Below are 22,872 nucleotides of genomic sequence, written 5' to 3' on the forward strand. Positions count from 1 at the left end.
CGTGCTCGCCTATGAGGAACTCCGCATCCGGGTCCGCCGCGTCGGCGCGTCCCGCTATCTCGTGACCGCGGGCGGCCCGGCGTGCGCCGCCGAGGTGATGGCGGTCGACGGCGAGCCCGCGGCCTTCCGCGAGCAGTGGGACCGGCTGATCGCGGCCGAGCTCGGATACGCGCCGATGGGCGAGCAGCACACCGTGGCGCAGCTGCGGACGCTCGGGCGCGGTGTGTTCCGGCTGCTCTTCGGCGACGCGGGGCCCGGCGGGGACGGCTCGGACCCCGGCGGCATGGGGAACACCGTGGGCCCGGGCGGGACCGGCGAGGAGGTCGGCCCGCGCGTCGGCGTCTGCGTCGACACGGCCCTGGACCGCGCCCAGCGCATGCGGCCCGCGCGCGGGCTCCGGCTCCGCTTCGACCTGCCGCCGGAGCTGCGGGACCTGCCCCTGGAGTCGCTGTGCGCGCCGCCGGGCAGCCCACAGCAGTCCCTGGCCCTCAACCACGGCTATTCACTGGTGCGTTCGCTGCCCGGCGGCCCGGTGGGGCAGCGGCTGCCCGACCCGGCGGACGAGCCGAGCGTGATCCGCCTCCTGGTGGCCTGCGCGTCCCCCCGGGGGCTCGATCCGCTGCGGGCCGCCGCCGAGGTGGCCGCGCTCCGCCAGGACCTGCCCGACGTCGCCGTGCACACCACGGTCCTGGAGCGGGCGACGCGCGCGGGCCTGGAGTCGGCGCTCGGCGGCCACTCGGACCTGCCCACGGCCGTCCTGCTGATCGCGCACGGCTCGTACGACCAGGACCTCGGCAAGGGCGTGGTGGCCCTGGAGACGGACGGCGGCGGCATCGACCGGGTGCCCGCGGAGACGCTCAGCGGGATCCTCCTGAAGGCGCAGCGCCTGCGCCTCGCCGTCCTCAACCTCTGTTCCAGCGCCGACAGTTCGCACCTCGAACCCTTCTCGGGGCTCGCGCAGGCGCTGATCGGCGGGGGCGTGCCCGCCGTGGTGGCGATGCGGGGACGGGTCAGCGACGTGTCGGCGGGCGCGTTCGGCCCCGAGCTCCTGAAGGGCATCGCGACCAACAAGACCGTCGACGAGTCCATGGCCGCCGCCCGGCTGCGCATCTCGCACCAGCCCGAGCACACGGCGGTGGAGTGGGCGACGCCCGCGCTGTTCCTGCACGAGGAGTGCCGGCAGGGCTGGCTGTTCAAGGCGCGGGAGGTGCGGGACGACGACTTCGGGACGGGCGCGGTGGCCGATCCGCTGCGCGAGGGCGCCGAGGCACTGCGGACCTTCCAGAGCCCCGTCGGCCACGTCGGCTCGGCCGACCTGATCGGTGCGGCGCGCTTCCAGCGGGACCTCGGGCGGTGGTCGCAGGTGCAGCGGATCCTGCGGACGACGACGCAGAACTACGCCGACGAGCAGCGCCGGATGCGGGCCGAGGCGGCCTTCGAACTGGCCTGGCCCGAGCTGGAGAAGCTCTGCGCGCTGCTGGCCGGGGAGCGGGACGCGGCGGGCGCCGAGGCCCAGCTCGCGGTGGTGCGGGAGCTGCTCCCCGGGGCGGTGCCGGACGCGCTCGTGGCGGAGGTGGCCGGGCTGCGGCGGATCGCCGCGCTGGTCGACGAGGCGCGGGCGGCGGAGGCGGCCGAGGACTGGGAGACGGCCATCGGGCGCTACGAAGAGGTGCTCGCCGTCCGGCCCGGCGGGCCGCGGGACGTCGCCGAGCGGCTCGCGGCGGCACGGGACGAGCTGCACGTGGCGCGGACCTGCGCGGCCGGCGAGCGGGCCCGGCAGGCGGGCGACTGGGGCGCGGCCGCGCAGGCGTACGCCGCCGTCCTCGCGCTGCGGCCCGGCCACCGTGCGGCCACCGCCTGGGTGTCGTACCTGGCCGGGCGGACCGCGGAGGAGGGCGAGGACTGGGGCGCGGCGGAGTCCGCGTACGCGGCGTGCGAGGGGCTCGACGGCGCGGTGACGCGGGCGGCGTACGCGCGCGGGCGGGCGGCGGCGGAGTTCGGCGACTGGGCGGCGGCGCGGGACGCCTTCGCGCGGGCGGGGGCCGAGTGCGGGGCCTGGGGCGCGTACTGCGCGGGGCGGGCCGCGGACGCGACGGGCGGGTGGGCAGAGGCGGCGCGGGAGTACGCCGCGGCGGACGGCTTCCTGGACAGCGCGGTGCGCCTGCTGTACGCGCGCGGCCGGGACGCGGCGGCCCAGGGACGGCTCGCCGAGGCGCTGGCGGACCTGGCCGGCGCGGCAGAGCGGGGCTGGGACACGGAGCCCCTGCTGAGCGAGCTGAGCGGGCGCGTGTACGAGGGGGCGCTCGCCGCCGCCGAGGCCGCCGACTGGCCGTCCGTGCTGGCGCGGCTCGCGCCGCTGCCGGACGGCCACCGGGCCACGCGTGCCCTCGGGCACTACGCGCGCGGACGACTCGCTGCGGCCTCGGGCGAGTGGACGACGGCGGCCGGGGAGTTCGGCGCGTGCGGGGCCGTCGAGGAGGACGTGCGCGGGGACGTTCCCGGCGACGCGCAGGACCTTCGCGCCTACGCCGAGGGGCGCCTGTGCCAGGAACAGGAGCGGTGGGACGAGGCGCTGGTGCACTTCGGATCGCTGCCGTCCTCGCTGGCCGACGTCCCGGACCGGGTGCTGTACGCGCGGGGGCGGGCGGCGGACACCCGGGGCGAGTGGAACGGCGTCATCGACGGCTTCGGACGGCTGCCCGACGGCTACGCGCACGGCGAGGTGGGCGCGCGGCGCCTGTACGCACGCGCGCGCGTGGCGGCCGATCTGCGCGGCGACTGGGCGGCGGTCCTGAGCCTGCTCACCGGTGTCGCGGACCAGGCCCGCGAGGGCGCGGTGGACGCCCTGCGGCGCAAGGCGGAGGGCCGCCTCGCCGAGGAGGCGGACGCGTGGGGGACGGCGTGCGCGATCCACGCGCGCGCGTTTCCCGGGTGCCCGCCGGACCCCGCGTCCGCCGACGGCACCGACTCCTCCCACGAGGAGCTCCACCTCTACTTCTACGCCCTGGCCCGCGCCCACGAGGACGAGGAGCGGTGGGACGAGGCGCTCCGCGTCCACGCGTCGATGGACCGCGCGTGGGAGGACGTCGAGGTACGGGTGCGGTACGTGCGGGCGCGGATCGCCGAGGCGGGCGCCGAGACCGCGGCGGACTGGCGGGAGATCGTCGAGACGTACGCGGAGCTGGGGCGGGAGGGCGTACGGGGCGCGGACGTCGCCGCGCGGGGGCGCCACGCGCGTGTGCGGGCCGCCGAGGCCGAGAGCGACTGGGCCGGTGTCGTCGCGGAGGCCGACGCGCTCGGGGAGGACGGCGGTTCGCCGGACGTCGCCGCCTATGCGCGCGGGCGCCTCGCCGACGCCCACCAGGAGTGGCAGCGGGCCGCCGACGCCTTCCGGCAGTGCCCGGGGCACCGGGACGCCGACGCCCATCTCGCCTACGCCGAGGGGCGGTTGCTGGAGGCGGCCGGGAAGTGGAGTGCCGCCGTCGTCGCGTACGAGCGGGCCGGTGGCGTCCTGGACCGGGCCGACGTGCGCTGCCGCCGGCTGCGGCGGCTCATCGGGCTGCTGCCGTGGGCGGACGGGCTGACCAGCGCGCCCCTGGTCGCCGACCCCTTCGCCGTACGGGACCAGGCGTTTCCGTATCTGGCGCTCCGGGACGCGGGCGTCGACCCCGGCGCCTCGATGGCGGTCGTCAAGAACGCCTCGTACGCCCTCCTGGAGCGCGGCTCCATGTCGTGGCACGAGCGCGTCGCGCTGGAGCGGATGCGGCTGCCCGGCAGGCGGCTCCAGCTGGACGCGCTGCTCTACCGCTGGCACTCCCCCGACGCCCTGCGCGACGCCCTCGCCGGGCTGTCGCCGGACGACGGCCCGGGGCTCCTCGACACCCTGTGCGAGCGCTTCCCGCAGGACGCCCCGCTGCTGCTCCTGCTCGCCCGGGACCGCGAGACCGCCGCCGCCGAGTGGGAGCGGCGGCTGAAGGAGGCGCCCGGCGACATGGCCGTGCTGCACGGGCTCGCGGCGGCCCGGCTGTGGCAGGCGCAGGAGCTGGAGCAGAGCGGCGCCTGGGAGCACGCGGTGCACGCCTGGGAGTCGGCGCTCGCCTACTGGGCGACGCTGCTGAGCGACGACGAGTACTGGGACGGTTGGCGGGCCGAGCGCGCCGCCTGTTACGACCGCGAACTGACCCACGAGGACATGGCGTCGCTGCGCTGGGAGCTGAGCCAGCACCTGTTCGGCCAGCTGTCGGCGTACGAGCAGCGCCACACCGAGCAGGACCGCCCCCAACAGGCCGACGCCTACGAGGCGTTGGCGGCGGTACTCGAATCCGAGCTGGGCGGCGCGCGCGTGCTCAAGGACGTGGGCGGACTGCCGGACGTGCCGGGCTCGGGCGCCACGCTGGCCTGCGGGCCGCGCTATCTGCGGCTGTTGGGACTCCAGGTACCGCTCGGCGAGCTCGCGGCGCAGCTCGACGCGGCCGCCCAGCAGGGCAAGGACCCCGGCGAGTACGCGGTGCGCGAACTGCGCTGGGCCTTCTCGGAGTTGGCGCAGAGCTTCGCCCTCTCGGAGGTGCGCAAGTTCGAGACCGCGCTGCGCGCCCTGCCCGTCTTCCCGACCCTGACCACCCTGCCGGACGACTGCGCGGGCCCCGCGTCGGCGGCCGCGCACACCGGGCAGTGCGAGCACTGCCAGGACTTCCTGCGGCGCAACCCCGCCTACGTCCGCCTCCCGCGCCGCCACGCCCGGCTCCTCCAGGACGGCGTCGAACTCGCCGTGCACGTGCGTCTCGCGCTCGCCAGGACGGCCCTGACGCGGGGCGACGGCGGACTGGACGAGGCGCTCGCGCAGTGGGGCGAGCTGGTGAAGGTGTCCCGCAACGCCGGGATGCAGGCCCGCTCGAAGAAGGCCGTGATCCGCACGGTGCTCGGCCGGGTCGAGGCGCTCACCGACGAGGACGGCGCCCACTTCGGCGAGTGCCTGGACGAGGCCGTCGCGCTCGTCGAGTCGGTCATCACCGTGCTGCACCCCCTCGACCGCGACCTGACGGGGCAACTGCACGCCAAGCTCTCGGCGTTGATGTCCATGCGCGGCGTGTGGCGGGGCTACACCCGCACCAAGCACGGCATGCGCTCCGACGTGTACGGCGCGGAGGCCGACCTGCGCCGCGCGCTCGCCCTCAACCCGGAGTCGAGCCACGCCCGCGACAACCTCGCGCGGGCGCTGGTCTTCACCCTCGACGACCGTACGTACGAGGTCTCCGAACGCCTGGAACTGATCCGCGAGGCCCTCGGACTCCTGGACGTGGGCCTCGGGCAGGCCCTGACCCACCGCTACCGCGAGACGCTCGGCGAGGCCCTCGACGAGATGGAGAAGCTGCTCACCCGCCATCTCGGCGTCGAGGGCATGGGCGACCTGATCCGCAGCGACGGCGAGGAGACCCCGCCCGACGACGACGATCTGCCCGCGTGGGCGGCGGAGTTGACGGACCGGGCCGAGCGGGCCCTGCGCGCGGGCGACATCCTGTGGGCGCTGCACCATCTGATCCGCGCCACCCGCGCGGAGCCCACCGACAGCCGCATCCGGCGGGCCCTGCTCGACGCGGCGCAGCGCTGGCTCGCCGAACTGGCTCCGGGGCACGGCGCCCTGGAGAACAACACCTACGGCGGACCGCGGAACGGCGCGGACAGGAACGGTGCGGCGCAGGCCGTGAAGACCGAAGACGGAGGCGGTGTCGCGTGATCGAGGACCCATCGGCGAGCTGGGACGGGCCCTTCCCCTACGGCACGCTCGCCCCGGCGGGCGTGACCCCCTGGACGTCCCACGCGGACATGCGGGACGTCTCCTTCGAGCTGCTCGCCCGGCACCTGATGACGCCGGTGACCCAGCAGGCCTGGGACGAGCTGCGCAGCGTACGCCGCAGGCTGCTCGTCGATCTGCTCCTGTACGACGTGGACCCGGCGGCCGAGGCGCCCCTGGCCGTCGCCGGGATCGACCGCGAGCTGGCCGCGGCGGGCGCCGGGCGCGAGCCCGACCCCGGCCCGCCCCCGGAGGACACCGTGCGCCTCCTCCACGACCTGATCCGGTTCGATGTCTGACCCCGCGGCCCGGCTCGCCTATGAGCACGCGCGCGCCCTCGTCGCCCGTGACGCCGCCCACCAGGCGCTCACCGAGCGGCTGTTGCTGCGCTGCGCCGACGTCCTCGACTCCTTCGACCGGCTGCTCGCCGACGGCGCTGCCGGCGACGTGGAGACGTACCGCAGGAGCGTGGCGCTGATCGCCGGACAGCTGGAGACGGCACTCGCCGAGGAGGGGCTCGAACGCGTGGGGCGGGTCGGCGAGCGCGCCGCACCGGCCACGCACCAGATCGCGGAGGTCCGCGCCGCGCCGTCCACGGCGGACGCCGACGAGGTCCTTGAGATTGTGCAGCGCGGGTATCGATACCGGGGGCAACTGCTGCGTGCCGCCCGGGTGGTCGTCGCCGCCGACGGCGGCACGGAGCAAGGGACGGAGCGGGAATGAAGGCCATCGGCATCGACCTCGGCACCACGAACAGCGCGGTCGCCGCCCACGATCCGCACCGCGCGGACATCGCGGTGCTCACCAACAGCAAGGGTGAGCGGCTCACGCCGTCCGTCGTCGGCGTCGGCCGCCGCGACGGCAAGGACCAGCCGCTGGTCGGCGAGGACGCGCTGAACTGGGCGATCAGGCAGCCCAAGGAGACCATCGTCTCCGTGAAGCGCCTGATGGGGCGGGACTTCGCGGACGCGTCGGTGGTCCAGGCGCGCGACCGGATGAGCTACGAGATCGTCGCGGGGCCCGACGAGGACCCGCGGGCGCACGTGCTGCTCGGCGGGCGCGCCCGCACCCCCGCGGAGATCTCCAGCGTGATCCTGGACAAGCTGGTCAGGGACGCCTCGCGCACGCTCGGCGAGCCCGTGACGCACGCCGTGATCACCGTGCCCGCCTACTTCCGCGACGCGCAGCGCGCCGCCACCCGCGAGGCCGCCGAGAAGGCCGGCCTGGTGGTGAAGAAGATCGTCGACGAGCCGACGGCCGCCGCGGTCGCCTTCGGCCTGCACAAGCCGGGCGGCGCGCGCAGCCGGGTGCTCGTCTACGACCTGGGCGGCGGGACCTTCGACATCTCGGTCCTGAACGCGGTCAAGGACCAGGAGGGCAGGAGCCAGTTCCAGGTCCTGCGTTCGGCCGGGGACATCTGGCTCGGCGGGGACGACTTCGACCTGGCGATCGTGGAGCGGATCATCGCGTGGATGCGCGAGGAGCACCACGTGGACCCGTCCGGCGACAAGGCGTTCCTGTTCCACGCGAAGAAGGCCGCCGAGCGGGCCAAGCGCGAGCTGAACGACCTGCCGGAGACGTACATCGTGATCCCGGCCGCGTACCGCAGCGAGAACGGCGTCCTGGACGTCGAGATGGAGCTGACGCGCGGCGAGTTCCAGCAGATGATCGCGCCGCTGGTGACGCGGACGATGGACCTGGTGCGGGAGTCCCTGAACCGCTACGAGCTCTCCACGGACGACATCTCCGACGTGCTGCTGGTGGGCGGCGGCACGCTCACCCGTCCCGTGTACGAGGCGGTCGAGGCGTTCTTCGGCACGGCCAAGGTGCGCAGGAACATCAACCCCATGGAGTGCGTCGCCTTCGGCGCGGGCGTCCTCGCCGAGACGCTGCACGGCGTGGAGTGCTCGGACCCGGAGTGCGCGAAGGTCAACGAGTACGGCGCGGACGCCTGTGCGGCCTGCGGGCGCAGCCTCGCCGACGGACGGTCCAAGGGCGATACGGGTCTGTACGAGTCGACGCCGATGGCGATGGGCATCGCCGCGATCAAGGGCAACCAGCGCGACGTCTTCGTCGAGATCATCGAGGCGGGCTCGCCGTACCCGCTGTCCGAGCCGCGCCAGCGCACCTTCCACGCCACGGACAGCCGGCGCATCCGGGTGCCGGTCTACGAGGGCGACAGCAAGGTGGCGAGCGAGAACCACGAGCAGGGCGTCGTGGAGTTCGAGCTGCCGCAGGAGATCGAGATCAACCGCCAGGTCGACGTCTCCTTCAACTACTCGGCGGACCGCATCATCACGGTGAAGATCTCCGTGCGCGGCACCGACATGGTCATGGAGGCCACCCCCAACCGCGAGAAGCCCCGTACCCCGCCGCCGGAGCCCGTCGAGGAACTGGACAGCGCGGTGCTGCGCGAGCAGCTGGACCTCGCCGAGCGGGAGGCCGACCACTTCCTGAAGCGGTACGGGCCCTACATCGAGCCCGTACAGGCGATGAAGGTGCGCCGCGACATCGAGCAGGCGCAGCGGGCGATCGCGATGGGCGACAGCGGCGAGTACAAACGCCTGACCGAACTGCTCCTCGACGACATGTACCGCCAGTGCGGTCTGGCGAGCCAGTTCCGCCAGGCCGAGCTGGCCTCGGAGGGCGCGCCGCCGGAGACGGTCCGGCAGATCAACGAGGCCGTCGAGTGGGTCAAGCAGGCGCACCGGCAGGGCAATCGCATGACGACCCAGCAGCAGTCCCGCAACCTGGTGAACCTGGTGGCCATCGCCCAGTCCGAACGGGCGGTGCCGACGCTCCCCGACAAGCCGGACTACAAGGGCATCCTGCGGTTCGCCGGAGAGACGGCGGGCGGATGACGCAGGCACGTGCCGCGGGCCGTCCGGCGCCGGGGGCGGCGGCCCCCGTCAGCCTCGGGATCGACTTCGGCGCCACGGGCCTGCGCGCGGTCTACGCCCTGCCGGACGCGCCGGGCCGACGCCTGGACGCGGAGCCGACGGACGGCCCGTGGCTGCTGTGCGAGCCCGTCGACACGGGCGTGCTGCCCGTGACCTTCCCGAGCCTCAAGAGCCGCCTGGGAAGCGGGCGTCCGGTGCTCGTGGGGGGCTCGGCCTTCGACCCGGACCAGGTCGTGGTGCGCCTGCTGCGGTCCGTGCGGGAGCACGTGGAGGAGGAGGCGCCGGGACGGGTGGCACAGACCGTGATCAGCGTGCCGGCGCGCTTCGGCTCGGCGCAGCGGGCGGCGCTGCGGGACGCGGCGCGCGAGGCGGGCCTGGAACCGGCGCGGCTCATCAGCGACTCCATGGCCGCCGTGATCGGTCACTCGACGGAGCGGGACAGCGGCACGTGCCTGGTCTACGGCATGGGGTACGAGGGGTTCGAACTCGGTCTGATCCGCAGTGTGCGCGGGCACTTCCGCTCGCTCGGCTACGAGGGCGGGGCGACCTCGGGGGGACGCGCGTTCGACGCGGAGACGCTGTCGTCGGCGGTCAGGCTGCTGAGCAGGCACCGCGGCGCGGGCTCGGCCACCGGGGTCGACGCGGCCGTGTGGCAGGACCTGCGGGCCCGCGGGCAGGAGGCGCGGGAGGCGCTGGGCAGGCCGGACGGGCCCGAGGCCGCCGTGCTCGATCTGGCGCTCGGCGCGGGGCCGCCGCTGTGGGTGCGGATCGCGCGGCACGACCTCGACGCGTATCTGGACCTGCACGTGCGCCGCACCCTGGACCGGGCGCGGGCCCTGCTCGACCAGTCGGGGATGACACCGTCGGACGTCGACACGCTGCTGCTGGTGGGCGGCAACACCCGGATGGAGCAGGTGCGTTCGCGGGTGGCGGGGCTCGGCAGGCAGAGCGTGCAGGGGCCGCCCGAGCTGCTCGCGCTGGGGGCCCTCAAGCACGCGGTGCGGCTCGCGGGCGGCGCGGCCTCCTCGGGCCCCGCCGCCCTGGAGGAGGGCCCGCTGGAACCGGCCGCCTCGCCGCAGGACACCCTCTCCGACGCGCCGCCGCTGACGGCGACGCTGGTGGGGGCGGCCCTGGTGGGGTCGGAGGAGCGGGAACCGTCGGCCGCCCAGCGTCCGGACGACCTGCGGGAGGCGGGCGCCGACGACGACGGCGAGCCGCACGGCGTGGCGCGGGCGCGGCTGCTCGTGCGGCAGGGGCGCGCGGGCGAGGCCGTGACGCTGCTGCGCGGGATCATCGCGGAGGCCCAGGAAATCCTGGACGGCCTGGACCGCTCCGTGGAACGGGAGCGGCCGGGGAGCCAGGACCGGTCCGCGGGGCCGGACCGGTCCGCGGCCGTCGACAGGCCGGATTCCCCGGTCCGGGCCGGTGGACCGGGCGGTTCGGACGCGCCGGGACGGTCCGGCGGGCAGGACCGCCCCGGGACCCGGGCCGCCCCCGAACAGCGGGACCTGCAGGCACGGCGGCTCGGCGGCCAGGTGCCCGCGGCGACCTCACCGCCCGCGCCGCCCGGCCCCGCCCCGGCCCTCGACTACGCCTCGCGGCGCCAACTGGCGCGCGCCCAGGCCCTGTTGTCGCTCGGGCGCTACGACCACGCCATCCAGGCTGCGCACATCGCCTGGCAGGACGCGGCGACCAGACCGACCGGGGCCGACATGCTGGACGCGATGATCGACGTGCACTGCGCGGCCGCGATGGCCGACATGGCGCCGGAGCACTTCGCCGACGCCGAGCGGTGGCTCAACTGCGCCTACAGCCACGACCCGACGAACGTGCGCGTGCGCGGGCTCCTCGCCGAGCGCACCTACCGGCACGCCGTGGAACTGGACCGGCGCGGGCAGCGCGATGAGGCGATTGAGGCCCTCGGGAAGTGCCTGACGTGGGATCCTGAACACGCCGACGCCGAGGCGCTGTTGAGGCGTTTGAACCGTGACGGCAGGAACCGGCGTGGCAGGGGCGACGTCCTCGGGTAGAGGACCGGCGCCCCGCCCCGAGGGGCCGCGCCGCAAGCCAGGGAGGGAACCCGTTTGACGCCCGCACAACTGCTCGACAAGGCCTCGGTCGTCAAGGAGTTGCGGCGGCTCGCGGCAGTGCCCGAGCTGTCCCCGCGCGCCGCCGAACTGACGGCACTGGAGCGGGACCTGTCGGCCACGACCCGGCTCGACTCCTGGGCCGAGGTCGACCTCGTGCAGTCCTACGTACGCCCGGAGAGCGTGCGCGCGTCGACCGCCGCGCGGCAGAGCGGGCGGTACGACCGCCTCCTGGAGGCGGCCCTCGGCGTCCTCGTCTTCATCCCCCTCCTCATCACCTGGTACGGGCTGCGGGAGGCCGTGCGCGCGTACGGGGAACTCGCCGAGGAGGACCGCAAGCAGGCCACGCGCCCCTTCCTCCAGCTGTGGCAGTCCGGCTTCGGAGGTCATCTGTCGTCGTTCGGCCGCTTCGAGAACGTGGCCCTGATGGCCGTCCTCCTGATCGCCCTGCTCGTCGCGCTCTCGGTGTGGCACGCGCGCGTGCGGGTGCGCGGCGAGCGCGACGAGGAGGCACAGGAGGCGGCCCGCGAGCGGCTGCTCGCCGAGCTGGCCTCGGTGCTCACACGCACCCAGATGCTGCTCGCGCCGTTCCGCAGCGCGTCGCCGCTGCAGTTCACGGCGGAGCTGACGAAGGCCGCCCAGAAGATGCAGCTCCTGACGAACAAGGCGGAGCAGAGCCACAAGGCGCTCTCGGGCGCGACGGCGTCGGTGAACCAGGCGACCGAGGCGCTGAAGCAGGCGGCGCTCTCCCTCACCAAGGAGGTGCCCAAGCTCGGCGACGCGGCGGTCCGCCTCGACACGACGCTGCGCGACGGCACGGCGCAGGCCACCAAGGCCGGCCAGGCCAACGCGGCCGCGGCCCGCGGGATCGCCGACCACGTCAAGTCGGCGGGCGCCACGGTCGAGGCCTCCCTCAAGGCGCTGGTCGCGGCCCAGCAGTCGCTCGTCGCGAAGTCCGAGTCGGTGGCCAAGGCGACCGAACTGGCCTCGCAGGCCCTGGTGTCGAGCACCGGCCGCACGGGCGACGCGGTGGACGGCATGCGCGAGGCCACCGAGCGCTGGGACGCGGCGGCGGCCCACTGGCAGGACGCGGCGGCCCGTCTCGACGCCCGCATGGACTCGCTCTCGGGCGCCCTTCCCTCGCTGTCGCTCGGGTCGCAGGCGGGGACGCACGGCTCCGCCAACGGGTCGCCGTACGGGAGCAGTACGTACGGCGGCGGCACGTACGGAAGCGCTGCTCACGGCGGCGGTACGTACGGAGGCGGTGAAGGAAGCGGCACGTACGGAAGCAGTACCTACGGAAGCGGTGCTCACGGCGGCGGCACCTACGGAGGCAGTGAAGGAAGCGGCTCGGCGAACGGCCGCCCGGACACCGGAAGTTCCGCCCCGACCACGTCGAGCGCCTTCCCCGCGCCCGGCCGTCCCGTGGACCCGCCGCTCGACCCGACACCCGACCCCGCGCCCGACCGGCCGCTCGACCCGACGCCGGACGCTCCCCTGGACGCGCCGACGACGCGCTTTCCCCCGCCCGCGCCGAAGGACGGGGGCGCCGCGTGACGCGATGGCGTCCCGGCCGGCGTGCCGGGCGGCTCGGGGTGGTCGTCCTCGCGGGGTGGCTCTTCGCCGATCTGCTGCTCGTGCTCGCGCTGGTGTCGATGGCGGACCGGCCCGACCCGATGTTCGACGACCCGCCCAAGCCCAAGCCCTCCAAGGGCAGTTCGCCCTCGCACAAGCCCACGGGCCCCCGCTCCGTGGACCGCCACCCCCAGGAGTTCCAGGTCTCGGGCGATGACAAGGGCAAGCTCGTGAAGCAGATCTCCAAGGGCACGGGCAAGTGGTCGGGCCGCGAGGCCGCGCTCGTCCTCACCTTCGGCGGCGGCCAGAACGGCACGGTCTACGCCCACCGCGTCAACGGCCTGCTCGGCAAGGGCCGCCCGGACATGTTCACCAAGAAGACGGCGACGGACGACTTCCACAACCTCGGCAAGTCCCCGGAGACGGCCGTCGTCCGCGTGTACTTCTACACGGCACCGGGCGGCTGAGCCATGGCGGTCCTGCGCCCCGGCGAGCACCCGAAGACGAGCGGCGCCCGCCACCCGCTGCCCGCGCTGCCGCGCTCCCCCGCCATGCGCGGCTACGTCGAACTGCGCACCCAGCTGCGGGCGGCGAAGTTCCGGCACGCGGCGGACGCGCTGCGCGCCCCGGCGCCCGCCGCCGCGACGAACGCGGTCTTCGGCACGCTCCCCAAGTCCGCCACCGACGACGGCTTCCGGGCCCTCGACGGGCTCTGGTTCCCGGGCCGGGGCGGCATCTGGCAACGCGTCGACGTGCCGTTCGTGCGGCGGGCGCGCGGCCAGTGGCTCTCCTCGTCGGACCCGCGCGCCGACACGGCGGCCGCGCTGGTGGACACCCTGGAGACCGTTCTGCGGGACGACGCGATGGGCCTGCGCCGCCTGGTCCTGTGGGAGGTGTGCTGCCTGCTCAGGGACGGCGGCGAACGGCCCACGGAGAGCGACGCCGTCGCGCTCGGCGTGCACCGCTCCGAGGCGGCGCTGCTCGCCTCCGCGGTGGCCGCCGGATTCCCGCAGGCGGGACCCGCGCGGCACGCCGCCGAGACCCTCAACGACGTGTGGCCCGGGGTACGGCTGCGCGCGGCGGAGCGGGTCGTGGCGCGGCTCCCGCGCGGCTCCGGCTACCCCGACGGGCCGGACGACCACCGCCTGGCCGCGCTCGTCGACGGCGTCCGCGCGCGGGCCGCGGAGGTCGCGCGGCTCACCGACGAGGGCGCCGCCGCGGAGGCGACCGGCGCGCTGCGCACCGCGTCCGCCGCCTGGCTCGCCGCGCTCCGCCTGGCCAGGGACGACGCGGACGCCCAGACGGGTCTGCTGCGGGTGGCCGCGCTCCTCGCCGACGATCCCTTCGCACCGGCCGCCTCACAGGTGACGGCCGTGCCCGACGAGCGTGCGGTACGGCTGTCGTGGTGCGCGCCCCCGCGCGGCGGCGCCGACGTGTCGTACCGCGTCCTGCGCTTCCCCGACGGCGCCCCGCAGCTGGCCGTCGAGACGGTGGGCGCCGAGCGGGGGCCCGGCGCCGTGGACCCGGACGCGCCCGTGGGCCGCCCCCTGCGGTACGCGGTCGTGCCGCTGCGCCGTGACCGGGTCGCCGGGGTGCCCCGCGTCACCGCGCCGGTGCTGCTCACGCCGGTCGTGACCCGGCTGCGCGCCACGGTGGTGCCCGGCGGGGTGCGGCTGGACTGGCGGCCCGACCCGGCGGCGGCCGAGGTGCGGGTGACGCGCTCGGGCTCGGGTGCGGACACCGGCGGGTGGGGCGAGGCGTCGCTGGTGCGGGTGCCGTGCGCGCACGACGGCGTGCTCGACGCACCGCTGGCCCCGGGGACGTACACGTACGAAGTGCGCTGCGGCTACCCGGATCCGGACGGCGACCTGGTGTGGTCGCGCGGCGTCACCGTCGCCGCGCGCGCCGAGCGGTGGCCCTCGCCGGTCGAGGAGCTCACGGTGCGCCGGCACGCGGACGGCGAGCGGGTGACCATCGCGTGGCGGCCGCCCGACCTCGGCGACGGCGTACTGCTGCCCTGGACGGCGGGTCCTGTCGCCCCGGGCACGGACGTCTCCGGCCTGGTGGGCGGCGCCGACCGGATCCCGGCGACCGCCGTCGGCGCCGAGTCGCGCGCCGAGCTGACGCCGCCGCCCGAGCGGCGGATGCGGGTGACCGCGGTGAGCGTCCTCGGCGACCGGGCGGTGTCGGGCCCCAGCGTCGTCATCGAACACCCGGCCCCGATAAACGATCTGACGGTACGACGGGTCGCCGCGGACCGTGCCGAGCTGTTCTTCGCCTGGCCGGAGCCCGCCGTCCTGGTGCGGGTGACGTGGAGCGACGGGCACTTAGGAGGCGAGCGGCGCGTGGCACGCAGCGCGCACCGGGCGGGGCGGGTGGACCTGCCCGTGTCCGCCGAGCGGTGCGTGGTCACCGCGGTGCCGCTGCCCCGGCCCGACGCCGTGGCGATCGGCACGGAGCCGGCCCGCGCGCTCCTGCCCGCGGCGCCGCCACCGCCCCCGCCACCGCCGCCGGTCGCGCCGCCCCGGTGGCGCGGCTGGTGGCGGCGCTGGCGGACCTGGTGGTCGTAGGCGGCCGTGGCCCTGCGCGGTCAGGCCGGTCCGGCGGCTTCGGGAGCCACCGGACCGGCCGCGGACCTCACTCCTTGACCACGGCCTCCGTCCCGCCCCCGAACTCGATGAGCAGACCGGACCGCAGCGCGATCGTCTTGCCGGGCTCCACGTCCCGGACCGTCCCGTCGTCCTTGCGCGCCGTCCACACGGCCGACGTGCGGTTGGTCAGGCCGAACCTGCCGCGCTGCTGCGGGTGTTCGGTGACCTCGCCCACCACGGCGGAGAAGTCGTGCCGCTCGGGGTCGTCGCGCAGGTGATGGGCGTAGACGCGGGCGTTCGGGGCGAGCCGGATGCCCCGCCGGGTGCGCAGCGTGCCGGTGCCGGTGACCAGTTCGAGGCGGGGCGGCAGCGTCAGCGTGCGGCGGCACTTCCAGCAGTCCGGCGGCGCGCCGTCCGGCTGGGTCATGTTCTGCTTGCCGCAGACGCCGCACTGGGTGATGGAGTCGAGGACCTGGCTGAGCGCGTCGCGCCACTGCGTCTCGCGCACCCGCAGCTTGGGGTGGCGCAGCCCGTCCGTGAACGTCCGGATGAACAGGTCACGCAGGATCTGCGGCAGCGCGCCCCACGTCGCCTCGACGGTCGGCTGCTCGCCGGGCACCGGGCGGTTGCGGGTGTCGGCCGGGTCGTAGACGAAGACCGGATCGGTGCCGTACAGGCGGCGCTTGGCGGCCTCGTCCATGCAGCGGATCTTCAGGGCCAGCGCGCCGTTGAACGGGTGGTCGTTCATCAGGAGCAGGAAGAGCAGCACGGCCAGGGAGTGCAGGTCGCTCTGGGTGCCGGGCTGGTGGCCCTTCTCGCCGCGCACCAGCTCGGGCGCCATGAAGTCCATGGTGCCCGCGACGGCGGCCTCGGCGCCCTCCACGACGGCGTTGTCGTTGTCGCAGACCAGGACGTCGCCGGTGTGCGGGTCGAAGAAGATGTTGCCCCAGTTGATGTCGCGGTAGGCGATGCCGCGCGAGTGCAGGGCGCGGTAGGCCTCGACGGTGTGCAGCGCCACGGTCACCAGGGTGCGCATGGTCGCGGCGGACACCGAGGGGTCGCGGCGGAACAGCGCGGGCAGATCGCAGAACCGCGCGGGCCGCACGTCCATGACGTACCCGAAGCCGGGCTGTCTGCCCTGGGGGTCCATCACGATGGAGCGCGGCCACAGGAAGCGGGGGTCGTCCCAGCCCTTGGCGATGAGCCCTTCGAGGATCTCCCGCTGGCGGGCGTCGGCGAGCTGGGGGTAGTACCACTTCACCGCCTGGTCGCCGGTGGGCGACGTGACGCGGTAGACCTCGCCCTGGCCGCCGGAGCCGAAGAGCTCGGCGACCTTGAGCTTCTCCCCCGACTCGGCCACCAGGGTCTTTCCGGCGGCGAGCATGCCGTTCACCATGCTGTTCCTCTCTGCCCTATCGTTCGTCGCTGCGCTGCGGGGGCGCCGCGACGGCGCCCACGAGGGTCGTGTCGTCCCCGGAGAACTTGGCGGCCCGCCCCAGCCAGTCCGGGAGCTGGTCCTGCACCGCCGCCACGCCCTGCTGGGCGGCGCGTTCGCCGAGACCGGTGGCGAAGTCCAGGAAGCCCTGGTCGTCGGCGAAGCTCTTGGAGAGCCCGTCGGTGGAGAGCAGCACGCACGGCGGCGCGCCCCCGGTGAAGGGCTGCCAGTGCGAGCGCATCTTGCGCCAGGGCTCCGGTTCACAGAGCGAGTCGGTCTCGTCCCCCATGTCCGGTCCGGTGGAGAGCGGGGTGTGCGGGGTGCCGTCGGCGTCCACGAGGACGACGTCGCCGTCGCCCAACTGCCAGCAGAACAGCATGTGTTCGGTCAGTACGGCACCGATGAGGGTACTGCCGTAGGCGGCGAGGTCCGGGGGCTCGGGACGCCGTGGCCGCTGTCCGGCTCCGACGCGGTCCGCCGACGCGAGCGAACGGGCGCCGCGCGCGGGCGAGTTGCAGTCGTGCAGCAGGGCGCGCTCGTGCCAGCGGTGGCCCACCTGCTGGGGCAGGCGGCGCGCCTCCTCGCGCAGGGCGGGCCAGCCCGCCGCGTCCTCGCCGACGCGGACCGCCTCGTCCGCGAAGGTCCGGGCGCACGCCGTGAACTCCTCGACGGCCCAGCGCGCGCCGAGGTCGCTGCGGAAGTGCGCGGCGCTGCCGTGTCCGTCGGCGACCGCGAGGACGGCCGCGCGGCCCCCCGCCACGGGCAGGGCGGCGCCGCGGTCCTGGCTGTACTTCTTCGCCACGCCCTTGACCGCGCCGCTCAGGAGTATCCAGGCCGCCGCCGCCCGCACGGGTCTGGTCGTCGTCTCCGGCCCGGTCACCAGATGTCGTCTTCGCCCTTGGTCAGCGACGGCACGTCGATGGGCGTCGTGGGCTTGGAGCCGTCGTCGACCTTCGGCGTGGAGGCGTCCTTGACGACCGCGGTGGACATCCAGCGGATCGCGGCGGCGAGCTGACGGGGGTTCTTCGCCTGGAGGGGGTCCAGTTCGGGGTTGCCGAGGAACTCCTTCAGCATGCTCTTGTCGGCGTCGTCGCCGATGGCCACCGCGACGCGCACCGCGCGCTTGCCCCACGGGGTGGCGTCGATGGCGCGCAGCCCGGCGCGCCAGTCGTCGGTGGGCTGGCCGTCGGAGGCGAGGGCGAGCACCGGCGGCAGCGCGCGCTGTGGCATCGGCGGGGTCTGGAGCGCGCCGGCCGCCAGCTTGAACGCGGAGCCCATGTCGGTGCCGCCGTAGATGTGGACGTCCTCCCAGGAGAACTGGTCCACCGGGGTGGGCTCGCTGACGTGCCAGCTCGCCCCGCTGGCGAAGGTGATGGCGCGCACCAGCAGCGACGCGGCGGGGTTGGACTGGGCCGCCTGCTGCATCTCCGGGATGGCCTCGCGGATGGCGAAGTTCAGCTCGCCGATCTTGCCGTTCACGCCCATGGAGCCCGAGCAGTCGAGCATCCAGATGAAGTGCACGGGACGGCTCGCCATGCTGCCGCCGGGGAAATTGTCGGCGACGGTCTGTGTCGTGTCGCTCACGCTGGTCCTTTCGTGGGGAGGGTCGTACGGAGGTTCATGGGGAGGGTCGTGCGGGGTGTGGTGCGTCGGGGACGGAGGGTCAGGAGCGCCCGCGGGAGCCATGGGCCCGGATCCGGCGGAGGTCGCGCCCCGCGCCGCCCGGGCAGCCGTGCGGAACGGTCAGGTCTCCCCCTGGGCCGCCCGATGACGCCACGCCGTCCACTCCTGCACGTCCTGGCCCTCTCGCTGGAGAACGGTGGCCACCTGTCCGAGGTGGTGGTGGTCGAGGTGGGCGAGGACGGGCGCGAGGGCGTGGTCGAGGAGGTCCTCGGCGACGTCGCGCCACTCGGGGGTGACGCCGTGCCGCCGCCGGGGCCGCCAGATGTGGTAGTACGCGGCCAACTCCGCCGGCTTGCCGGGCAGTTCACGCACCATGCGCTCGCACTGCCGCTCGTCGAGGAGGTGGGCGCGGTAGGCCTTCAGCAGGTGGGGGCCCGCGGCGACGAGGATCTGCAGGCCGTGCGCCTCGCACACGTCGAGGGGGTTCGCCCCGGCGAGGGCGCGCCCCACCCGCTCGTCGATCCCCTGTCGCAGGACGGTGTCCAGGGGCGAGACCTTTCGGTTCAGCTCCCGGAGGCGGGCGACGGAGGACCTGCTCAGGCGCAGCCTGCCGTCCGCGAGGTCCTGGGCGGTCACGAGCAGGTCGGCGGTGTCGCGGTCGGTGGCGCCCAGCTGGCCGTCGCTGCGCATGGTCCGGGCGAACTCGACCAGCTCCGCGTCGCAGCGGTCCGGCGCCCGCACCCAGCCCATGACGCGGCGGCCGAGGCCCGCCTCAAGGATCAGGCGGGGGGTGCAGGTACGGGCCACCCAGGGCTGTTCGGAGCGGTCCGGCGGGGTGTTGCGCCACACCATGCGCCACAGCAGCTTCAGCGTCTTGACGTTGTCGACGCGCTTGCCGGGGAGCAGTTCGGTGAGCCGCTCGAAGAGCCGGGAGCCGCGCAGGTGGTCCGGGGGGCCGTTCCAGCGCGCGGCGGCCGCGGCGAGGTGGACGGTGAGCGGCGCGTCGTCGATGTGGTCCCACAGCCAGTCGCCCTGGTGGGAGTTGGCGAGCTCCCGCAGCCGGTCCAGCTTGCGCTCGGTGAAGTCCACGATGAGCAGCCGCAGCACCCTGCGCGTGAAGGCGACGTGGTCGAGGTCGGTGAGGACCCGGACGGCGTGTCCGCACACGCTCCGGTCGGGGTGCAGCAGCGCGTCCGCGAGGCGGTCCATGGCCTCGGCGAGTCCGGGGCCGCCGTCCGCGCCGACCGCGAGGGCCAGGCGCAGGGGCTCCGTCCAGGTGGGCACGGGGTCGCGGAGCCGGGCGCGCAGCGCGTCGTCGGCGCGGCCGCCGTACTCCTCGCGCAGTTCCCGCCACGCGTCCTGGCCGAGCGGCAGCCCCTCGAACGCGCCGAGGTCGGGCAGGGTGCCGCGGGAGCGGGCCGCGTCGAGCCGGTGCCGGACGAGGGCGAGGGCGAGCGGCCGGACGGCGAGGGCCTGGTCGCCGTCGAGGCCACGGCAGAGCCGGTCGAGCTCGTCGAGGGTGCGGGCGTCGAGCTCGCCCCTGCCCACGGACCGGGTGAAGGCCTCGACGACGGTCCGCAGGGAGTCGCCGCCGAGTCCCGCGAGGTCGGCACCGGAGGGTGCGGGGGCCGCGGACCGCGTGCCGGTCTCCTCCGCCGGCTCCGCCTCGCCCTTCGCGTGCGCGCGCCGGCCCTTGCTGCCGCCCGTCGGCGTCCCCGAGATCAGCGGGAGGAGCGAGAAGGCGCTCTCGGCTCCGGCCGCCGCGCCGGGTCGAGGGCGCGGCGGATGGCCCGCGAGCCACCGCTCGGCCGTCAGCTGCGCCCAGGCGTCGAGCTCGGCGTGCGGGCTCTCGGGGCCGCCCGTGGCGTCGTGGACGCGGTACAGGTATTCGACCGTCGCGTCGTCGGACCGGTCGAACTCCACGTCCGGGCCGATGCCGATGATCTGCTGCGGCGCGCCGTGCGGGTCGGTGGTCCAGGTGGTGAACGTCAGTGCGGGGACGTACGCCTCGGGCAGCGAGGCGCAGGCGAGCGCGACCCAGCGGGCCACGCTCTCGGCGTCCCGCTCCACGAGGACGATCTGCCGGCCCGCGGGGTCCTCGAACAGGCGTCGTACGTCGGCGAGGAACGGCGCCACGCGCTCGGCGTGCGCCCGTGCGAACTCCACGAGGATCTCGCGGTCGACGTGCGCCTCGGGGACGGGCAGTTCGGACTCGACGAACCCGGCCCCGAGCGTGTCCTCGGCGCCCGGCTCCCAGGTGGCCGAGCGCCAGGTGTCGATCGGCCACACGGGTCCGGGTCCGGGGGTGTCGGCACTCAGGTGCAGCGCCTCGACCCGCTGGTCCGGCAGGGCCGCGCACAGCAGCCGGGCGCCGTCCGGGAGCAGGCTGTAGCTCAGCTCGGAGCCGACGCCGATGAGGCGCTCGACGACATCACTCAACTCACCGTACTCAGAGCCGAGTTGATGCTCCTGCGGATCTCCCGGGGCAGCCGGGACCAGAGAACGGGTTCCGGTGTCCGGCTCCTCATCGAGCCGGTAGCTGAGGCGACGAATGGCCATGCCACATTCTGACCAACAGCGGCACCGCCCCGCAGGCCGTCCGCCAAGTTCACCCCCGCCCCAGTGCGCGCCGCCCGCACCCGGCCGGGCACCCGACCCCTTCCGTGCGCCCTTGCGCGGCCCGGGACTTGGGGACACCGTGGGATCGTCCCGCACCGCCGGGTGCCCGGACCCTGCCGGCGATCGGAGTCGACGTGACCTCCTTCCTGCTCCCCCACACCCTGCTCGGCGACGGTCCGCACAAGGTGGTCGCCGTGCACGGCTGGTTCGCCGACCGGTCGGCGTACGCGCCGGTGCTGCCGGACCTCGACACCGAGGCGTTCACCTACGCGGTGGTGGATCTGCGCGGGTACGGCGAGGCCAAGGACACCGCGGGGTCGTACACGACGGGCGAGGGTGCCGCCGACGTGCTCGACCTGGCCGACCGGCTCGGCTGGGAGCGGTTCTCGCTGATCGGGCACTCCATGGGCGGGAGCGTCGCGCAGCGCGTCCTGGCAGCCGCCCCGGACCGCGTGCGCCGCCTCGTCGGGGTGTCGCCGGTGCCCGCCTCGGGACTGCAACTGCCGACGGAGCAATGGGAGTTGTTCGCCTCGGCCGCGCAGGACCCGGACGCCCGCCGCGCCATTCTCGACGTCACCACGGGCGGCGTACGGCCGCGGGCCTGGCTGGACCGGATGGTGCGCCGCTCGCTGGAGGTCAGCGACGTGAAGGCGTTCCGCGCCTGGCTCGACTCCTGGGCGTGCGAGGACTTCCACACCGACGTCGACGGCTCCCCCGTGGCCGCGCTCGCCGTCACGGGCGCGCTCGACCCGGCGCTCTCGGCGGACCTCATGCGCGGCACCTGGCTGCGCTCCTACCCCCAGGGGGAGCTGGCCGAGCTGACCACGTCCGGGCACTACGCGATGGACGAGGTGCCCCTCGAACTGATCCGCACCGTGGAGGACTTCCTGCGCGCGGACGGGGGCGGCGTCACGGACGAGGACCACGCCGCGGGCGGGGCGGCGTGAGACCGGGCAGCGCGCCGACGACCCCGCCGCCCGTCCCCGACGTCTTCGACCCCCGCCTGTACGCGACGGGGGTCCCCCACGAGCGCTACCGCGTCCTGCGCGACCACCACCCCGTGGCCCGGCAGGACGAGCCGGGGGTGCTCGGCTGGCCCGCGGGCCCGGGGTTCTGGGCCGTCACCCGGCACGCGGACGTGGTGCGCGTCCTGAAGGACCCGGTCACCTTCTCCTCGCACCTGGGCGCCACCCAGATCCGCGACCCCGCCCCGGACGACCTGCCGTTCATCCGGCGCATGATGCTCAACCAGGATCCCCCCGACCACGGGCGGCTGCGCAGGCTCGTCAGCCGCGCGTTCACGCCGGGGCGGGTGGCGCGGTTCGAGGAACTGGCGCGCGAGCGGGCCAGGACGCTGCTCGCGGCGGCCCTGGCGGACGCCCGCGCCGGCGACGGCACCTTCGACGTCGTCACGGCCGTCACCGACGACTACGCCCTGCTCAACCTCGCCGACCTGCTCGGCGTCCCACCCGCCGACCGCGGCAAGCTGCTCCACTGGACGCGGCGCGTCATCGGCTACCAGGACCCCGACGAGGCGGCCCCGCGGGTGCTCGGCCCGGACGGCACACCGGTCGATCCGCGCTCCCCGGCGATGCTGCGCGACATGTTCGACCATGCGCGGTCCCTGGCGGCGGACAAGCGCGAGCGGCCCGGCGACGACATCATGACCACGCTCGCCACGGACCCCGAACTCAGCGGCCCCGAGCTGGAGATGTTCTTCTTCCTCCTCACCGTCGCGGGCAACGACACCGTGCGCTCGGCGGCGCCGGGCGGGCTGCTCGCGCTCGCGGAGAACCCCGGCGAGTACGAACGGCTGCGGCGGGGCGCGGTCCCCCTCGGCACCGCCGTGGACGAACTGCTGCGCCGGCACCCGCCGGTGCTCAGCTTCCGGCGCACGGCCACCCGCGCCACCGAACTCGCGGGCACGCGCATCGCGGCCGGGGACAAGGTCGTCGTCTTCCACGCGTCCGCCCACCACGACGAGCGCGTCTTCGCCGACCCCCACCGCCTCGACCTGGCTCGCTCGCCCAACCCCCACGTGGCGTTCGGCGACGGCCCGCACGTCTGCCTGGGCGCGCACTTCGCACGGCTCCAACTGCGCGTGTTCTACGAGGAGTCGGCGCGGGCCCTGCCCGAGCTGCACCTCGCGGAACCACCGCGCAGGCTGGTCTCGCACTTCATCAACGGGCTCAAGTCACTGCGGCTGCGGGCGCCCGCGTAGAAGTACGAGAGGTACGCGGCCATGGCGTCG

The 22,872-nt window shown here is 75.1% G+C and carries 14 protein-coding genes; 10 read left to right on the forward strand and 4 right to left on the reverse strand.

Annotation, left to right across the window (positions count from 1 at the left end; genetic code table 11):
* The first annotated feature begins 1 nt into the window (after position 1).
* Genes AB0L89_RS11610 through AB0L89_RS11645 form a run of 8 tightly spaced genes read left to right on the forward strand, consistent with a single transcriptional unit; the run spans position 2 to position 14,923 of the window.
* A complete protein-coding gene (locus AB0L89_RS11610) occupies positions 2 to 5,734 on the forward strand; it encodes a CHAT domain-containing protein (RefSeq protein ID WP_365138148.1) in 5,733 nt (1,910 codons plus the stop codon).
* Entirely contained in the window at positions 5,731 to 6,090 is a 360-nt protein-coding gene (locus tag AB0L89_RS11615) for a hypothetical protein (RefSeq protein ID WP_365138151.1), read from the forward strand. Before AB0L89_RS11610 ends, AB0L89_RS11615 begins: the two co-directional genes overlap by 4 nt.
* Positions 6,083 to 6,514 (forward strand): nucleotide exchange factor GrpE, encoded by a 432-nt coding sequence (grpE, locus tag AB0L89_RS11620; protein ID WP_365138154.1) that lies wholly within the window; start codon positions 6,083 to 6,085, stop codon positions 6,512 to 6,514. Before AB0L89_RS11615 ends, grpE begins: the two co-directional genes overlap by 8 nt.
* Positions 6,511 to 8,652: an Hsp70 family protein gene (locus tag AB0L89_RS11625; RefSeq protein WP_365138157.1), complete on the forward strand. Its 2,142-nt coding sequence runs from the start codon at positions 6,511 to 6,513 to the stop codon at positions 8,650 to 8,652. The genes grpE and AB0L89_RS11625 overlap by 4 nt, the downstream gene beginning before the upstream one ends.
* Positions 8,649 to 10,721, forward strand: a complete 2,073-nt coding sequence (locus AB0L89_RS11630) for an Hsp70 family protein (RefSeq protein ID WP_365138160.1) — start codon at positions 8,649 to 8,651, stop codon at positions 10,719 to 10,721. Before AB0L89_RS11625 ends, AB0L89_RS11630 begins: the two co-directional genes overlap by 4 nt.
* Before the next feature lie 54 nt (positions 10,722 to 10,775).
* Positions 10,776 to 12,335 carry a hypothetical protein gene (locus AB0L89_RS11635; protein ID WP_365138163.1) on the forward strand — a complete coding sequence of 520 codons (1,560 nt, stop codon included), beginning with the start codon at positions 10,776 to 10,778 and terminating at the stop codon, positions 12,333 to 12,335.
* On the forward strand, positions 12,332 to 12,820 hold the full coding sequence (locus AB0L89_RS11640) for a hypothetical protein (RefSeq protein WP_365138166.1): 489 nt from the start codon (positions 12,332 to 12,334) through the stop codon (positions 12,818 to 12,820). Before AB0L89_RS11635 ends, AB0L89_RS11640 begins: the two co-directional genes overlap by 4 nt.
* Before the next feature lie 3 nt (positions 12,821 to 12,823).
* Positions 12,824 to 14,923 carry a hypothetical protein gene (locus tag AB0L89_RS11645; protein WP_365138169.1) on the forward strand — a complete coding sequence of 700 codons (2,100 nt, stop codon included), beginning with the start codon at positions 12,824 to 12,826 and terminating at the stop codon, positions 14,921 to 14,923.
* A 67-nt stretch (positions 14,924 to 14,990) separates the two neighbouring features.
* Here AB0L89_RS11645 and AB0L89_RS11650 read toward each other — a convergent pair whose 3' ends face one another.
* The 4 genes from AB0L89_RS11650 to AB0L89_RS11665 all read right to left on the reverse strand — a co-directional run bounded on the left by AB0L89_RS11650 (position 14,991) and on the right by AB0L89_RS11665 (position 20,561).
* On the reverse strand, positions 14,991 to 16,340 hold the full coding sequence (locus AB0L89_RS11650) for a serine/threonine-protein kinase (protein WP_365138172.1): 1,350 nt from the start codon (positions 16,338 to 16,340) through the stop codon (positions 14,991 to 14,993).
* Positions 16,341 to 16,356: 16 nt separating this feature from the next.
* Positions 16,357 to 17,259 (reverse strand): protein phosphatase 2C domain-containing protein, encoded by a 903-nt coding sequence (locus AB0L89_RS11655; RefSeq protein WP_365138175.1) that lies wholly within the window; start codon positions 17,257 to 17,259, stop codon positions 16,357 to 16,359.
* On the reverse strand, positions 17,256 to 17,915 hold the full coding sequence (locus AB0L89_RS11660) for a tellurium resistance protein (protein WP_365138574.1): 660 nt from the start codon (positions 17,913 to 17,915) through the stop codon (positions 17,256 to 17,258). The genes AB0L89_RS11655 and AB0L89_RS11660 overlap by 4 nt, the downstream gene beginning before the upstream one ends.
* 207 nt (positions 17,916 to 18,122) lie before the next feature.
* Positions 18,123 to 20,561: a GTPase-associated protein 1-related protein gene (locus AB0L89_RS11665; RefSeq protein WP_365138178.1), complete on the reverse strand. Its 2,439-nt coding sequence runs from the start codon at positions 20,559 to 20,561 to the stop codon at positions 18,123 to 18,125.
* Positions 20,562 to 20,755: 194 nt separating this feature from the next.
* On the opposite strand from AB0L89_RS11665, the gene AB0L89_RS11670 reads away from it, so the two are divergent.
* Both AB0L89_RS11670 and AB0L89_RS11675 read left to right on the forward strand, forming a co-directional pair.
* Entirely contained in the window at positions 20,756 to 21,568 is an 813-nt protein-coding gene (locus tag AB0L89_RS11670; RefSeq protein WP_365138181.1) for an alpha/beta hydrolase, read from the forward strand.
* Positions 21,565 to 22,842 (forward strand): cytochrome P450, encoded by a 1,278-nt coding sequence (locus AB0L89_RS11675; RefSeq protein ID WP_365138184.1) that lies wholly within the window; start codon positions 21,565 to 21,567, stop codon positions 22,840 to 22,842. The genes AB0L89_RS11670 and AB0L89_RS11675 overlap by 4 nt, the downstream gene beginning before the upstream one ends.
* Positions 22,843 to 22,872 lie beyond the last annotated feature (30 nt).

Origin of the sequence: Streptomyces sp. NPDC052114 (assembly GCF_040680155.1) — a bacterium.
Classification (GTDB): Bacteria; Actinomycetota; Actinomycetes; order Streptomycetales; family Streptomycetaceae; genus Streptomyces.

Excerpts from the sequence above, each read along its gene's own strand:
- AB0L89_RS11660 (WP_365138574.1), bottom strand. The coding sequence starts at position 17,915 with ATGGCGAGCCGTCCCGTGCACTTCATCTGGATGCTCGACTGCTCGGGC.
- AB0L89_RS11625 (WP_365138157.1), top strand. The coding sequence starts at position 6,511 with ATGAAGGCCATCGGCATCGACCTCGGCACCACGAACAGCGCGGTCGCC.
- AB0L89_RS11650 (WP_365138172.1), bottom strand. The coding sequence starts at position 16,340 with ATGGTGAACGGCATGCTCGCCGCCGGAAAGACCCTGGTGGCCGAGTCG.
- AB0L89_RS11630 (WP_365138160.1), top strand. The coding sequence starts at position 8,649 with ATGACGCAGGCACGTGCCGCGGGCCGTCCGGCGCCGGGGGCGGCGGCC.
- grpE (WP_365138154.1), top strand. The coding sequence starts at position 6,083 with ATGTCTGACCCCGCGGCCCGGCTCGCCTATGAGCACGCGCGCGCCCTC.
- AB0L89_RS11665 (WP_365138178.1), bottom strand. The coding sequence starts at position 20,561 with ATGGCCATTCGTCGCCTCAGCTACCGGCTCGATGAGGAGCCGGACACC.
- AB0L89_RS11645 (WP_365138169.1), top strand. The coding sequence starts at position 12,824 with ATGGCGGTCCTGCGCCCCGGCGAGCACCCGAAGACGAGCGGCGCCCGC.